Below are 13,970 nucleotides of genomic sequence, written 5' to 3' on the forward strand. Positions count from 1 at the left end.
CGGACCGGCCCCGCGCAGGAAGGACCCGCCGTGGCCGACCCCACACCGCAGACCCCGGATCCTCTGCAGACCCCGGATTCCCCGCAGACCCCCGAACCCCCGCACGCCCCTGTCGCCCCGCAGCACACCCGTGGCGATCTGCCGCCGCACGTGCGGACGCTCGTCGGCTTCACCCTGGTCAAGCTCGACGAGATCATCGATGCGGTAGGTGCCCTCGACGACGCCACCGCCAACGCTGTTCCGCCCGCGCCCGGCGCGAACTCCCCCTTCGTCCTGCTCACCCACTGCCTGGGGATGATGCGGCGCTGGTCGTCGACGGTCAACCTCGGCATCCGGGTCCCCCGCGACCGGGAGGCGGAGTTCAGCGCCATCGGCCGGGTCGCCGATCTCCTCGTATCCGCCGCCGAGGTGCGGGCCGCCTTCCTCGCCGACCTCACCGCCACCGACTGGAACAGCCCACCGGTCGCCCCGGCGACCGGGTACGGACCGTGGTCGCAGTCGACGTTCGGAGTCCTGCTCCATGTGTTCGAGGAACTGTGCCAGCACCTCGGGCACCTCGAGATCACCCTCGACCTCCTCCGGGCAGCCGAGCTCCGGGCGGACGACCACTGCGCCCCCGACCACCGGGCCCCCGATCACCGGGCAGGCGACCTCCGGGCAGGGAACGACCCCGCCTGAATGCTCGGCGCCCCCGCCCGCTTCCTCCACCCCGACCCGACTCCCGCGAGGACTCCCATGCGCACTCTCCACGTCATCGCCCTGGGCGGCACCATCGCCTCGAGCACATCACCGGCTCCGACCGACAGCGCCGACAGCACGGGCCGTACCGGCCCTACCAGCAGCACCGATCGCACCGACAGCACCGGACCCACTGCGCCGGCCCGCGGGGTCGCACCGACGGTGACGGCCGAGGAGATCACGGCCGCCGCCCGCCTCGACACCTTGCCCGGCGGCGCCCCGCAGGTCAGCGCGGAGCAGCTCGCGCAGGTGGGGTCGGGGAGCATCGACTTCGGCATCCTGTTCAGCACTGTGCTCGCCGCGCGACGTGCGGCCGCGCGCGGCGTCGACGGCATCGTGCTCACGCAGGGCACGGATACGCTCGAGGACTCCGCGTTCGCGCTCTCGCTCCTCAACGACTCCGGCATCCCGATCGTCCTCACCGGCGCCATGCGCAATCCCACGCTCCCCGGGGCGGACGGCCCGGCCAATGTCCGCGCGGCCGCGCTCACCGCGCTCGTCCCGGAGGCCGCCGGGCTGCGCGCCGCGCTCGTATTCGCCGACGAGGTGCACGACCCGCTGTTCGTCCGCAAGGCGCATACGAGCCATGTCTCGCCGTTCACCTCGGGCCCGGTCGTGGGAGCGCTCGGCTGGGTCGCCGAGGACCGCGTCCGGCTGCCGCACCTCCCTGCCCCGCGCACCCTGCCGGTCGGACTCGCGGTGCCCCGCGGTTCCGGGGCCGACGCCGCCCCAGATACCGCGCACGCCCCGAACCTCGACTTCCCTCGCGTGGCGCACATCGACGTCGGTTTCGACGACGGGCTCGAGTTCCTCGCGACGCTTCCCGAGGCCGGGTACTGGGGCGCAGTCCTCGCCGGAGTGGGCGGCGGTCACGTGGCCGCCCGCGCGGTGGAGGCCGTCGAGGCGCTGGCTGTGCGGATGCCGGTGGTCCTCGCCTCACGCACCGGGGCTGGGGCGACGCTCGAGGACACCTACGGCTACCCGGGTGCGGAGATCGACCTGCTGAGCCGCGGTCTGCTGCCGGCCGGCCTGCTCGATGCGCGGAAGGCGAGGATCGCACTCACCCTCGCGCTCGCCTGCGGGGTCGACCCCGCCGAAGTGCTCGCCGCCTTCCGCTGAGACATCAGTCCTGCGGGCGGTCGTCCCAGGCAGGCCGCTCAGGAGTGCGGCACGTCTCCACACCGACCAGCCGCGCCCCATGGAACCATCCGATTCCCGGAGGAAACAGATCGGTAGGCCGTACTGTTGTCGTAGTACGAACTGCGCCCGTCGCAGTGCGCGCTCTGCACATCGCAGTGCGCGCTCCGCGGTCTCCGCGGAGCGACCATCCACCGCCGCGCGCCAGAAGGGATCCGTCATGACCAAGGACAATCCGAACCGCTCGCCCTACGAGGGAGCAGGCCTCCTCATCGCGTTGGCGAGCACGCTCGTGGGTGCGGCGGTGACCGCACTCGTCGTCAAGGGCCGCCGCGACAAGGGCACCTCGCACATCGACGCCGACGACGAGAACTGACGCGCAGCACTCCCGAGCCCGGCACCACGTGCCCGACACCACCACGACAGCCCCACGAGGACGGCCCCACGGATATCCGTGGGGCCGCCGTCGTGTGTGCGGCTCGACCACCGAGGACGCGCTGCGCGCTCGTCAGGCGCAGGCCCGGACAGGCGCCTAGCCTGGCGCCCGGGCAAGTGCCCGGCCCGGCGCCCGGGCTCGGCTCAGCACGCGGGCCGGATGCTCACTCCCCGACCTGGATGATCGTCTTGCCGAAGTTCTTCCCTTCGAGCATGCCGACGAAGGTCTGCGGCGCGTTGTCAATGCCCTCGGTGATGTCCTCGCGGTACTTGACCTTGCCCTCGCGCACCCACTGGCCCATGTCGCGCAGGAAGTCGGAGAACATCGACTCGACGAACTCGGTCTGGATGAAGCCCCGCAGCAGCAGGCTCTTGGTGAGGATGTTGCGCATGAGGCCGGCGGACCGGTCCGGCCCGGCGGGCGCCTCGGTCGCGTTGTAGCCGGCGGCGAGCCCGCACACCGGCACGCGGGCGAAAGTGTTGAGCCGCGGCAGCACCGCGTCCCACACCGGTCCGCTGACGTTCTCGAAGTAAACGTCGATGCCCTGCGGCACCGCCTGCTTGAGCGCCCCGCGCAGGTCGTCGCCCCGGTGGTCGAGCGCGACGTCGAAGCCGAGCTCCTCGAGGTAGGCGACCTTCTCCGGCCCACCCGCGATGCCCACGGTGGTGCAGCCCTTGACCTTCGCGATCTGGCCCACGGCGGAGCCCACCGGACCGGTGGCGGCCGCGACCGCGACGGTCTCGCCGGCCTGCGGACGGCCGATCTCGAGGAGGCCGGAATACGCGGTGAAGCCCGGCATGCCGAGCACGCCGAGCGCGGTGGTGACCGGGGCGGCCTCGGGGTCGAGGAGGCGCAGGTGAGCAGCCGGCTCGACCGAGTACGACTGCCAGCCGCCGTAGGACAGCACGGTCTGACCGGCGGAGAACTCCGCGGAGTTCGACTCGACGACCTCGGACACCGTCGCACCGACGATGACGTCGCCGACCTCGACCGGCTTCGCATAGGACTTCGCATCGGACAGGCGCCCGCGCATGTAGGGATCGAGCGACAGGTAGCGGGTGCGGAGCAGCACCTCACCCTCGCCCGGGGATCCGATCGGGGCGTCGTCGTGGATGAAATCCTCCGGCTGCGGGACGCCCACGGGGCGGGAGGCGAGGCGGATTCGGCGGTTCGTCTCGGACATGCAAACTCCTTCGGCTGCTGTTCGACTGCGGATCGGCAGGTCTGCCGATCAGTGCGGGTGCGGATCAGCGGTGGTGCCGATCAGCACGGTGCCCGCGGCTGGGGAGCCCGCGGGCGAGGTCTCCGCACCAGTCTATGCTGACCGGTTCCACGTCGGCCACGGGTCCGCGCCCACACGGGTCCACGCGCACATGGATCCGTGGTCACATGGATCCGTGCTCACCGGCACCGCTCCCCACGGCATCCCGCACCGACGCTTCATTCCCCGAGGCGTCGTTCCCCGCCGCCGAGGCGCCCGCCGGCACCCAGGCCGCGACCGCCTCGGGCCCGGGGACGGGCCACGCGGGGTCCGGATCCCAGCGGGTCCACTCCTCGGCGAAGGCCCAGTGCCCGGCGGCGAACTCCGCGAGCGCGAGCTGCGCGTGGTCCTCGATGACCTGCGCGGTCTCCGGCGTCCACATGCCGTAGCGGACGGCGCCGGCGAGCTCATCGTCGTCCTTGCGGCGGACCGCACCGTCCGGGCCGATGAGGAGGTCGAGGATGTGGTCGCTCGTGAACAGGTCCGCGGCGCCGAGGCGCCGGTGGCGGTGCTCGAGATTGACGTACCAGCCGCGGAAGCCGCCGTCGGCGGTGCGGAACACCCAGACGGAGAACGGCATCCCGGCCGGCACGATCCGCAGCACTCCGCGTCCGTGCCAGTGCCGGAGGATCGGCACGCGGCCCGGCGCGCGGTCGACGGGCACGAAGCGCACCGCGTGGTCGACCTCGTGCGGGTTGAGCTCTTCGAATCCGCGCACCCGCAGGTCGGCCGTCGGGGTGCCGCCGGCGAGCCACAGCACCATGCCGCGCGGGTCGTCGCGGACGACGCGCATCGGCTGCACGACCTCCCCGCCCACCCGGTCGTAGTCGAGGCGGCGGAAGCGCCAGCGGACGAGGTCGCCCGGTGCGGCGAACGGCCCCTCGCCCACCGGCCGCGTGCCGGCGGGCAGAGTGATGGGGAACGGGTCGCGCGCGGCCGCCGGTGGACGGGCCGCCGGTGGGCGGGTTGCGGGTGAACGGGTTGCGGGTGGACGGGTTGCGGCGGGCGAGACGGGAGAAGCGGGAGCGGCGTCGGGCATGCGGCCATTGTCGCGCACCGACACCGGCACCGGCACCGGCACCGCGCCGGCGCCTCGGCGTCCCGGCACTGACACCGCGCTTCGGCGTCCCGGCACCCCTACAGTGGTGCCCATGACCACCGAACCCCGCGACGACGCGGACGTCCCCCGGTTCCTCGCCGAGCTCGGGGTCCCCGGGCTCGCCGACATCCACGTCCACTTCCTCCCCGAGAGGATGCTCACGAAGGTGTGGGACTACTTCGACCAGGCCGCGGACGGATACGGCCGGGCCTGGCCGATCACCTACCGGTACGACACCCCCACCCGCCTGCGGATCGTCCGCGAGCTCGGTCTCGCGCGGATCCCCGCCCTGACCTACCCGCACAAGCCGGGCATGGCACGCTGGCTCAATGCGTGGAACGCGGAGTTCGCCGACTCCGCACCGGACATCCTCCACTGCGCCACCCTCTACCCGGAACCCGGGGTCGGCGAGTACGTCGCCGAGGCGCTCGCGAGCGGCGCCCGGCTGTTCAAGGTCCACGTCCAGGTCGGGGCCTTCTCACCGGCCGACCCGCTCCTCGACCCCGCATGGGAGGCGCTCGCCGCCGCCCGGGTGCCGGTGGTCATCCATGCCGGATCCGCACCTCGGCCGGGGAAGCACACCGGTCCCGAGGCGGTCGCCCGGGTGCTCGCCGCCCATCCGGAGCTGCGCCTCGTCATCGCGCACATGGGGATGCCGGAGTACCACGCTTTCGCCGACCTCGCCGAGGCGTACGCAGGGGTCCACCTCGACACGACGATGTTCAACACGGACTTCACGAACGACGGGACGCCGTTCGACGCCGCCTACCGGGCGCGGCTGCCCGGGCTGCGGGAGCGGATCGTGCTCGGCTCGGACTTCCCCAACATCCCCTACCCGTATGCGCACCAGCTCCAGGCGCTGTGCCGGCTGGGAGGCTCGGACGAGGGGTTCGGCGACGACTGGCTGCGCGCGGTGCTGTGGGACAACGGCGCCCGGCTCATGGGGATCGACGGGACCTGAGAGTTCGAGCCGCTCGTCACCGGGGTCGGTCCAGTGCGATCCGACGCGGAGAACCGCACTGCCCCGCCCCCGGAGCAGCGGGTGACGACGCGGTCGGACCTGTGCGCTCAGGTCAGGCTCACCTTACTGAGATGAGCCTATTCTTACTGGTGAGGGGACTGGAGGCGGCCTAGAATCGAGTCATTCCTCCCCCACTGCGCAGGTTTCGGACCGCGCGGGGAGGAGCAGGGTCGACCGGGCAGATGTCCCGTCCCCGGAAAGGAACGATCATGACCGACCTCACCGATCACGGCCCCCGCCCCTACACCCTCGACATCGAGGAGGCCACGCGGGCCAATGACAATTTCCGATCCACGCTGTGGACCGGAGAGCACCTGCAGCTGACCGTCATGTCGATCGACGTCGGTGACGACATCGGACTCGAGGTCCATCCGGACAACGACCAGTTCCTGCGCCTCGAGCAGGGCCGCGGTCGGGTGACCATGGGCCCGTCCGAGACCGAGGTCACCTTCGAGGAGGAGGTCGCCGACGACTGGGCGATCTTCGTCCCCGCAGGGACCTGGCACAACGTCGTCAACATCGGCGCAGAGCCCATGAAGGTCTACGCGATCTACGGCCCGGCCGACCACGTGCGCGGAACCGTGCACGCGACCAAGCAGGACCAGGAGAACGATCCGAACGAGCACTGATCCGGACGAGCACTGATCCGGAGCCCGCCGCGCAGATCTGCCGGGCCGTCGCCCGGCGCTCGCAGGTTCAGCGGCGGCGGTATTGGGGTGCGCGCTTGGCGAGGAACGACTCGGTGGCCTCGGCGCGGTCCTCCGTCATCGCGGTGTAGATCTGCTGGCGGTTCTCGAACTCGACGGCGGCCTCGAAGGACGGGATCTCGAGGCTCTTCCACAGTCCTTCCTTGGTGAACTCGACCGAGATCGGGGCGTTGAGCATGATCTGCCGGGCGGTCTCGAGCGCCCTGTCCATGAGCGCTTCGGGCTCGACGACATCGGCGAGCAGCCCGAACTGCTGGGCCTCCGCCGGGGTGAAGCGCCGCCCGGTGAGCATGAGCTCCTGCGCGCGGCCGGCGCCGACGATCCGGGGCAGCAGCCAGGACAGGCCCATGTCGCAGGCGGAGAACCCGGCGCGGATGTAGCCGACGGCGAAGTTCGCTCCCGGCACCGCGTAGCGGATGTCCGAGGCGCACAGCATCGACAGGCCGACGCCGGCGGTGGCGCCGTTGACCGCGGCGATGACGGGCACCCGCAGCCCGCGGATCCGTGCGACGAGGTCGGCGATCTCCTTCTGGCGGGCCATCGCCCGCGGCACCGTGCCCTGCGCTTCGACGAGGCCATCATCGCCGTAGCCGGTGAGGTCGAGACCGGCGCAGAAAGCCCGCCCCTCCCCGGTGAGGACGAGAGTGCGGACGTCGAGGTCGGCGTCGACCTCCGCGAGGGCCTCCTTCGCCTCGGCGATGAACCCGATGTCGGCGGCGTTCATCCGCTCGGGGCGGCAGAAGGTGAGGCGGGCGATCCCGGGCTCGGGGCGGTCGAGGCGGACGGCGGTCACGGCGGCGGTGTCGGAATCCATGGCATCAGAGTAGCGATCCTGCGGCCGGGGCAGATGGTGCCGATCAGATTCCGGTCGGGTCGCAGCCGGCGTATCACTCGCCGCTGAGCTGGGCCCACTCCTCGGCGAGCCAGGGACTGAAGGCGAAGGGAGCGGCGGCGAGCGCGCGGCCGAGGTCGTCCGGGTCGATCCATGCGAACTCCGCGACCTCGTCGGCGCTCGGCCGCACCTCGCCGACGAGGCGGGCGGTGAACACCGGGCAGATCTCGTTCTCCACCACGCCCGAGGCGTCCACGGCCCGGTACCGGAAGTCCGGCAGCACCTCGGTGATGTCGGTGACCGCGCAGCCGAGCTCCTGCCGGGCCCGCCGTTCGATGGCCGCGGCGAAGGGCTCCTCGGGGCCGGGGTGCCCGCAGAACGAGTTCGTCCACACTCCGGGCCAGGTGCGCTTGCTCAGCGCGCGGCGCGTCATGAGGACCTCGCCGGCGTCGTTGTGGAGGAAGCACGAGAACGCGAGGTGGAGCGGGGTGTCGATGTCGTGGACCGTCGCCTTGGGCGCCGTGCCGGTCGGGGTGCCGTCGTCGGCGAGGAGGACGACGAGCTCTTGAGTGCCGGCCACGGTCGGACCTCCTGGAGTCGGGGCGGATTCCCGCGCTCGGCCCACGGCGCGATGCCGAGGGTGAGTCCGCAGGACGTCCTCCCACCCTAACGGAGGGGCCTGCGCGGAATCCTGCCTGCGAGGCCCCGCGCACGCCGTCCCCCGCAGAGGGTCCCCACGCTCGCTCCGCGCCGGAGCCCTTCACGCACAGCGTTCGATGGCACCCGACAGCGGGAGGTCGGAGCGGACGATGGTGAAGCCGGCCGGTGCGGCCGCGCACACGTCCGCGAGCCGCCCGACGTACTCGATGTCGAAGACCGCCTTCCCGGCCTCGGCGACGGGGGCGTACCAGTCGCATTCGCCCAGATCGAGGCACTGCTCGAGCACCGCGAAGTCGACGAGGTCGACGACCTCGGGCACGATCTCCCCGGCATTCTTGAGTCCGATCGCGAGCCCGTGCTCGTGGGCGATGTCCGCGATCGCCCGCATGTAGGCGACTGCGTCCTCCTCCGTGAGACCGAAGCCGGAATCGTTGCTGAACACGTCGATGCTGTCGGGGTCGATCGCGAGGAATCCCTTGTCCGCGCAGTTCTCGATCCGCCGCGACATGATCGGCAGCAGCACCTCGTGCCGGCGGATGTCGAGCCACCGCTCACCGGGCCACTCCTCATAGGGCTCCCCGATGACCTCGGCGGGGAAGTCCGGCGCATCGGCGCGCCAGTCCTCGACGGTCCCGATGCTCAGGTAGCAGATCGGATAGACGCCGCGGTCGCGCAGACCGCGCACGTCCGTCTCCGCGGTGTCGTCGCCGTCGAGGTCGTAGACGTCGACGGGGAGCCCGAAGTCGACCGCGCCCTCGTACTGGATGTGGAATCTCGCTCCCGGGGGAGGAACCGTGGCTCCGGGCGGCGCGCCCTCCACCCCGGGGGACGACGACGCCCCCGTCACCTCCCCGGTGGGGGACGTGACGGGGGCGGAGGACACCGAGGTGCCCGCGCCGGAACCGGAATCATCACCGGATCCGGGACCATCACCCGAGGCGCACCCCGCGGCGAGCACAATCACGGTTACGGCACCGGCGGCCCCTGCAGCCCGCAGGAGGCCTGTGCGCCTTCGAACGGTCATCGTGACACCGGTTCTGGCCCCGCAGGAGGCCTGTGCGCCTTCGAACGGTCATCGTGACACCGGTTCTGGTCCCGCAGGCCTGCCCGATCCGCCTCAGATGTCCCGGCGCTGAACCCGGTCGACCGGCTCCGGCCGCTCCTCGAGCACCTCGGAGGTGTTGGGGAACAGGAAGCCGTAGGTCAGGCCGGCGAGCGCGGCACCGGCGAGCGGGGCGAGGAAGAACACCCATACCTGTGCGAGCGCATCGCCGCCGGCGAACACCGCGACGCCGAACGAGCGGGCCGGGTTGACCGAGGTGTTCGACACCGGGATCGACACGAGGTGGATGAGAGTGAGGGTGAGGCCGATCGCGAGCGGTGCGAAGCCGGCCGGAGCGCGGTTGTCGGTGGCACCGAGGATGACGTAGAGGAAGATCGCGGTGAGCACGACCTCGCAGACGATCACCGCCGCGAGCGAGTAGCCGTTCGGCGAGAACTCGCCGTAGCCGTTGGTCGCGAAGCCGTTCTCCGCGATGGAGAACTCGGGGCGACCGGTGGCGATGAGGAGGAGGACGCCGCCGGCGACCACGCCGGCGACGAGCTGGGTGATCCAGTACGGCAGGGCATCGCGCCACGGCAGGCGGCCGGCGAGCGCGGCGCCGAGCGTGACGGCCGGGTTGAAGTGGCCGCCGGACACGTGACCCACGGCGTAGGCCATACCGACGACGGTGAGGCCGAACGCCAGGGCGACGCCGGCGAATCCGATGCCCATGTTCACGCCGTTGTCCGCGTCCATGACGGAGGCGGCGAAGATCGCCGATCCGCAGCCGCCGAACACGAGGACGAAGGTGCCGAGGAACTCGGCGGAGAGCTTGGAGACGAGCGAGGGGGAGGTCATGGTGCGGCCTTTCGGTGGGAGTGCCGGCCGGGAGGGCCATGTGCTCGATGCGCCATCAGTATACTCCTACGCTCGGGCGTCGACGACGGCCCTGACGGTCACGACAGCGAGGCGCGAGACGGCGGGAAGGCGCAGAGAGGCTGGGCACGCACCGTCCAGACGCCGATGAGCACAGCACTCTCGGGCAGCACGGTTCAACAGGCGCAGTTCAACAGGCTCGGGTCGGCAGGCTCGGATCAGGGAGCGGGGAGACGGAACCGGCACGGGGATACGCTGGCCCCATGACTTCGCGACCCCTCGGCAGCTCCTCCGACACGACCGCCGACCAGTCTGTCAGCGGCCCCCGCGCGTTCCGGCAGGTCGACGTGTTCGGCTCGGCTCCCCTGGGAGGCAACCCGGTGGCCGTCGTCCACGGCGCCGACGGCCTCGACGAGGCGACGATGGCGGCCTTCGCGCGCTGGACGAACCTGTCCGAGACGACGTTCCTCCTCTCTCCCACCGACGCGGGAGCGGACTACCGGCTGCGGATCTTCACGCCGGGCGGCGAGCTGCCTTTCGCCGGGCACCCGACGCTCGGCTCCGCTCACGCCTGGCTCGAGGCCGGCGGGACACCGCGCACCGCGGGCACCCTCGTCCAGGAGTGCGGGGCCGGGCTCGTCACCCTCCGCCTGGGCGATAAGGGCACCCCGCGCGAGGCGGACACCTCCGAAGATGCATCGACGGACGCATCGATCCGGACCGGGGCATCGCCCGCACCCGAGGCGTACGCGACGATCGCCTTCTCCGCTCCTCCGCTCATGCGCTCGGGTCCGGTCGACGCGGAGACGCTCGCCGCAGCGGTCGCCGCCCTCGGCCTGCGCGAGGACGATGTCGTCGCGAGCAGCTGGGTGGACAACGGGCCCGGCTGGATGGGGATCCTCGTCCGCGACGCCGCGCTCGTCCGCTCCCTCACTCCGGACTTCTCCGCCGTCGGCGACCTCCGCCTCGGCGTCATCGGCGCCTACCCGGAGGCCGAGGCGCACATCGAGCACGAGGTGACCCAGGCCGGCGATGCGCACGCGGCACGCCCGGAGCACGCTGAGGGCACGTCGCCCGCATCCAGCACCTACGACCCCGTGCGTCCGGCCGACTACGAGGTGCGTGCCTTCGTCCCCGGCGTCGGCGTGCCGGAGGACCCGGTGACCGGCAGCCTCAACGCCGGGCTCGCGCAGTGGCTCATCGGCGCCGGCATCGCACCGCGCAGGTACACCGCCTCGCAGGGCACGCAGGTGGGTCGCACCGGCATCGTCGGGATCGAGCAGGTCGGTGAGGACATCTGGGTGTCGGGCTCCACGCGCACCGTGTTCACCGGCACCGCCGACCTCGGCTGAGGATTCCCGCAGGCTGAAGCGCAGTGATCGCACCATCGAGCTGTCACTGGTGCTCGAGATTCGCGCCCCGGATCGAGCACACGTGACAGGTCGATGGGGATCGGGCAGAAACGGCAGGTCGACGGAGCGTGCCGGCCTCGACCGGCCCCGGGCACACGCGCACGCCCTGCCGCCCACCGGCCCCACCGGCTGCACGCACTCTGCCGCCCGCACATCCGGGCGGCCGTTCCACCGACCACGCAACCTCATTTCGACCCGGCCCGCGCACGTATTCTGAAGACCCGCCCCGACGCCGAGGAGGCACGATGACTGCTCCGGATCCCACCCCCGCCCCCACGGACTCCCCCGACACCAGTGCCGCGCCTGCCGCCGCCGATCCCACCGGCACCGCGGACCGCGCCCCGCTGACCTGGTTCATCACCGGTGCGAACTCCGGCCTGGGGCTCGCGATCGCGCGCACCGCAGCCGCCGCCGGCGACCGCGTGCTCGCCACCGCGCGCCGCCCCGAGACCCTCGAACCGCTGACCGCCGAGTTCCCCGACACCGTGCGCACCGCCGCCCTCGACGTCACCCGCTCCGAGCAGATCCCCGGCGCGGTCGACGCGGCGATCGGCGCCTTCGGGCGCATCGACGTACTCGTCAACAACGCCGGCTACGGGCTGCGCGGCGCGGTCGAGTCCTGGAGCATGGACCAGCTGCGCCGCCTGTTCGACACGAATGTGTTCGGCGTCGTCGAGCTCACGCGTGCGGTGCTCCCGCACATGCGCGCGGCCGGCGGCGGCTGGATCGTGCAGATGTCCTCGGTCGCGGGATTCCGGGTGAGCCCGGGCGCGGCGGCGTACTCCGCGTCGAAGTTCGCGCTCGAAGGGCTGTCGAAGGGCCTCGCGCTCGAGGTCGCCCCGCACGGGATCGCGGTCACGCTCGCCGAACCCGGCCCGTTCCGCACGGACTTCTCCGGCCGCTCGCACGACTGGGGCGAGGAGCACCCCGCCTACACCGAGATCCTCGCCGAGGAGTTCACCAAGTACCGCGCCCGCTCCGGTAAGCAGGCCAACGATCCGGTGCGCGCCGCGGAGATCCTCGTCGACCTCGCCCACCGCCCCGACAGGCCGCTCCACCTGCCTCTCGGGCCCGAGGCGTTCGCCACCGCCCGTGGCGAATTCGGCTCCCGGCTGTCCGCGCTCGACGAGATCGAGGGCATCGCCGCGGACACCGGCTTCGCCGACGAGGCCTGAGCCGACCGCCGGTCAGCCGCCGGGGACCGTCCACCGCGGGACTGATCCACCGCGGGGCGGCCTCACCGTCTGCCGGTGTCGACGCTCCGCAGCACCGGGGTGAAGGCGAGGACGATCGCACCGAGGCCGGCGACGACCGTGATGACGAGCGCGTACCGCAGCCCGAGCGCCCCGGCGGTGAGGCCGATGAGCGGCGAGGAGCTGAGCATCGCGATCCGCAGCGCCCAGCTGGCGAGCGTGATGCCCATGCCGTGGCCGAACCCGGGGATCATCCCGGCCGCGGCGTAGGCGGTGGGGATGAACGTCGCGGATCCGTAGCCGGAGAGGAAGAACCCGACTACCACGGCCCACGGTTGGGCGACGCCCATCGCGATCAGCATGCCGATGGTCACGCACACGCCGCCGGACAGCACGACGCCGGGGCGCCCGATCCGGTCGGTGAGCCGGTCGGCGGTGAAGCGGGCGATGAGCTGCCCGGTGAGCGCGACGACGAACGCGATCCCGGCGAACTGCACGCCCACTCCGCCGACCTCGCTGAAGTACAGCGAGGACCAGTTCATGCCGAGGTCCTCGACGAAGGCGCCGAGCAGGCCGAGCGCGATGACGCCGGCGAGGAGCGCCCACTTCGAGGGGGCGGCTGACCGGTCCGGGCCCGAGGCGCTCGACGCCGGCCGTGCCGCCTCGCCTCCGGCTGTGTCCCCCACCGAGGTGCCGTCCGGAGTGCCGGTCTCCTCGGCTGCGGTGGCCCCCGCTGCCGGTCTCGCATCCGCCGGGCTCGCCCCCGGTACGGCACTCGCCCCCGCGACGTCGGTCGTCTCGCCGGAGTCGTCCTCGTCGGGGATGACGGTGCGCTTGCGGGGTGCAGGGCCCGTGCGGTCGGACGCGAAGGGGTTCGGGCCGGACAGTCGCCACGCCCAGAGCGCGAGGCCGACGCCGATCGCGCCGCTCACGCTCAGGTGCGCCCACAGCGGGATGCGGAGGGTGGAGGCGAGGAGGCCGAGGCCGCCGCCGGTCACCGAGCCGACGCTCCAGATCGCGTGGAGGGAGTTGAAGATCGAGGTCCCGCGCGCCTGCTCGACGATGAGGCCGTGGACGTTCTGCGCGGCGTCGACGACGGCGTCGAGGAACCCGGCGAGCGCGATGAGTCCGGCGACGATCCACGGGATCGCAGGGGCCCAGGCGGCCGGACCGCCGGACCCGGGGCCCGTTCCCGCCTCGGCCCCGGGCCCGAGGGCGGCGACGGCAGCCGCGGCGGTGAACACGAGGGCGAGCACCGCGGTCCCCGCACTCGCCACCGCCGCGGCGCCGAACCGGCGGATGAGCGGGGCCGGCAGGGCGGCCGCGGCGATCGAACCGACGGGCAGCGCTGCGATGATGAAGCCGAACTCGACCTCCGTGAGGGCGAGGAGGCCCTTGACCTCGGGCAGGCGGGTGAGGAGCCCGGAGATGAGGAAGCCGTTGAGGAAGAAGAAGAGGGAGGCGCCGAGCCGGGCGCGCGCGTGATGAGCGCGCACCGCGGGGTCCGTGCGCGGCTCCTCGGCTGGTTTCATGGCCTCCCGAGTCTAGTGGCCTGC

At 72.2% G+C, this 13,970-nt stretch carries 14 protein-coding genes; 7 read left to right on the forward strand and 7 right to left on the reverse strand.

Going from position 1 to position 13,970, the window contains the following annotated elements:
- The first annotated feature begins 30 nt into the window (after positions 1-30).
- The 3 genes from ABD883_RS05310 to ABD883_RS05320 all read left to right on the forward strand — a co-directional run bounded on the left by ABD883_RS05310 (position 31) and on the right by ABD883_RS05320 (position 2,251).
- A complete protein-coding gene (locus ABD883_RS05310; RefSeq protein ID WP_345030508.1) occupies positions 31-678 on the forward strand; it encodes a DinB family protein in 648 nt (215 codons plus the stop codon).
- Positions 679-735: 57 nt separating this feature from the next.
- Positions 736-1,857 (forward strand): asparaginase domain-containing protein, encoded by a 1,122-nt coding sequence (locus ABD883_RS05315; protein WP_345030510.1) that lies wholly within the window; start codon positions 736-738, stop codon positions 1,855-1,857.
- A 238-nt stretch (positions 1,858-2,095) separates the two neighbouring features.
- Positions 2,096-2,251, forward strand: coding sequence for a hypothetical protein (locus tag ABD883_RS05320; protein ID WP_295690239.1), 156 nt, complete (start codon positions 2,096-2,098; stop codon positions 2,249-2,251).
- 223 nt (positions 2,252-2,474) lie between these two features.
- Here the strand turns inward: ABD883_RS05320 and ABD883_RS05325 are convergent, their stop codons facing one another.
- Together ABD883_RS05325 and ABD883_RS05330 are read right to left on the reverse strand one after the other, a co-directional pair.
- Positions 2,475-3,494, reverse strand: a complete 1,020-nt coding sequence (locus tag ABD883_RS05325) for an NADP-dependent oxidoreductase (protein ID WP_295690237.1) — start codon at positions 3,492-3,494, stop codon at positions 2,475-2,477.
- Positions 3,495-3,696: 202 nt separating this feature from the next.
- A complete protein-coding gene (locus ABD883_RS05330; RefSeq protein ID WP_345030513.1) occupies positions 3,697-4,611 on the reverse strand; it encodes a DUF402 domain-containing protein in 915 nt (304 codons plus the stop codon).
- A gap of 112 nt (positions 4,612-4,723) precedes the next feature.
- Here ABD883_RS05330 and ABD883_RS05335 point away from each other — a divergent pair, with 112 nt between their 5' ends.
- Both ABD883_RS05335 and ABD883_RS05340 read left to right on the forward strand, forming a co-directional pair.
- On the forward strand, positions 4,724-5,632 hold the full coding sequence (locus tag ABD883_RS05335) for an amidohydrolase family protein (RefSeq protein WP_295690235.1): 909 nt from the start codon (positions 4,724-4,726) through the stop codon (positions 5,630-5,632).
- Positions 5,633-5,901: 269 nt separating this feature from the next.
- Positions 5,902-6,321, forward strand: coding sequence for a cupin domain-containing protein (locus ABD883_RS05340; protein ID WP_295690234.1), 420 nt, complete (start codon positions 5,902-5,904; stop codon positions 6,319-6,321).
- A 67-nt stretch (positions 6,322-6,388) separates the two neighbouring features.
- On the opposite strand, the gene ABD883_RS05345 is transcribed toward ABD883_RS05340, so the two are convergent.
- The 4 genes from ABD883_RS05345 to aqpZ form a co-directional block, all read right to left on the reverse strand.
- On the reverse strand, positions 6,389-7,213 hold the full coding sequence (locus ABD883_RS05345; RefSeq protein WP_295690232.1) for an enoyl-CoA hydratase/isomerase family protein: 825 nt from the start codon (positions 7,211-7,213) through the stop codon (positions 6,389-6,391).
- A 73-nt stretch (positions 7,214-7,286) separates the two neighbouring features.
- Positions 7,287-7,811: an isopentenyl-diphosphate Delta-isomerase gene (gene idi, locus ABD883_RS05350; RefSeq protein ID WP_137318273.1), complete on the reverse strand. Its 525-nt coding sequence runs from the start codon at positions 7,809-7,811 to the stop codon at positions 7,287-7,289.
- Positions 7,812-7,991: 180 nt separating this feature from the next.
- Positions 7,992-8,711: an endo alpha-1,4 polygalactosaminidase gene (locus ABD883_RS05355; RefSeq protein WP_295690230.1), complete on the reverse strand. Its 720-nt coding sequence runs from the start codon at positions 8,709-8,711 to the stop codon at positions 7,992-7,994.
- 297 nt (positions 8,712-9,008) lie between these two features.
- Positions 9,009-9,791 (reverse strand): aquaporin Z, encoded by a 783-nt coding sequence (gene aqpZ / locus ABD883_RS05360; protein ID WP_295690228.1) that lies wholly within the window; start codon positions 9,789-9,791, stop codon positions 9,009-9,011.
- Between the two features lie 281 nt (positions 9,792-10,072).
- Here aqpZ and ABD883_RS05365 point away from each other — a divergent pair, with 281 nt between their 5' ends.
- Positions 10,073-11,161 carry a PhzF family phenazine biosynthesis protein gene (locus tag ABD883_RS05365; RefSeq protein WP_295690225.1) on the forward strand — a complete coding sequence of 363 codons (1,089 nt, stop codon included), beginning with the start codon at positions 10,073-10,075 and terminating at the stop codon, positions 11,159-11,161.
- Between the two features lie 305 nt (positions 11,162-11,466).
- Positions 11,467-12,396 (forward strand): SDR family NAD(P)-dependent oxidoreductase, encoded by a 930-nt coding sequence (locus tag ABD883_RS05370; RefSeq protein ID WP_345030518.1) that lies wholly within the window; start codon positions 11,467-11,469, stop codon positions 12,394-12,396.
- 62 nt (positions 12,397-12,458) lie between these two features.
- Here ABD883_RS05370 and ABD883_RS05375 read toward each other — a convergent pair whose 3' ends face one another.
- Positions 12,459-13,946 carry an MFS transporter gene (locus tag ABD883_RS05375; protein ID WP_295690593.1) on the reverse strand — a complete coding sequence of 496 codons (1,488 nt, stop codon included), beginning with the start codon at positions 13,944-13,946 and terminating at the stop codon, positions 12,459-12,461.
- Between the last annotated feature and the right edge of the window lie 24 nt (positions 13,947-13,970).

Origin of the sequence: Brevibacterium pityocampae (genome assembly GCF_039541555.1) — a bacterium.
Taxonomy (GTDB): Bacteria; Actinomycetota; Actinomycetes; order Actinomycetales; family Brevibacteriaceae; genus Brevibacterium; species Brevibacterium pityocampae.

Bases quoted from the DNA above. Each gene is read 5' to 3' on its own strand.
- ABD883_RS05315 (WP_345030510.1), top strand. From the start codon at position 736: ATGCGCACTCTCCACGTCATCGCCCTGGGCGGCACCATCGCCTCGAGC.
- ABD883_RS05320 (WP_295690239.1), top strand. From the start codon at position 2,096: ATGACCAAGGACAATCCGAACCGCTCGCCCTACGAGGGAGCAGGCCTC.
- ABD883_RS05325 (WP_295690237.1), bottom strand. From the start codon at position 3,494: ATGTCCGAGACGAACCGCCGAATCCGCCTCGCCTCCCGCCCCGTGGGC.
- ABD883_RS05330 (WP_345030513.1), bottom strand. From the start codon at position 4,611: ATGCCCGACGCCGCTCCCGCTTCTCCCGTCTCGCCCGCCGCAACCCGT.
- ABD883_RS05335 (WP_295690235.1), top strand. From the start codon at position 4,724: ATGACCACCGAACCCCGCGACGACGCGGACGTCCCCCGGTTCCTCGCC.
- ABD883_RS05340 (WP_295690234.1), top strand. From the start codon at position 5,902: ATGACCGACCTCACCGATCACGGCCCCCGCCCCTACACCCTCGACATC.
- ABD883_RS05345 (WP_295690232.1), bottom strand. From the start codon at position 7,213: ATGGATTCCGACACCGCCGCCGTGACCGCCGTCCGCCTCGACCGCCCC.
- aqpZ (WP_295690228.1), bottom strand. From the start codon at position 9,791: ATGACCTCCCCCTCGCTCGTCTCCAAGCTCTCCGCCGAGTTCCTCGGC.
- ABD883_RS05365 (WP_295690225.1), top strand. From the start codon at position 10,073: ATGACTTCGCGACCCCTCGGCAGCTCCTCCGACACGACCGCCGACCAG.
- ABD883_RS05370 (WP_345030518.1), top strand. From the start codon at position 11,467: ATGACTGCTCCGGATCCCACCCCCGCCCCCACGGACTCCCCCGACACC.
- ABD883_RS05375 (WP_295690593.1), bottom strand. From the start codon at position 13,946: ATGAAACCAGCCGAGGAGCCGCGCACGGACCCCGCGGTGCGCGCTCAT.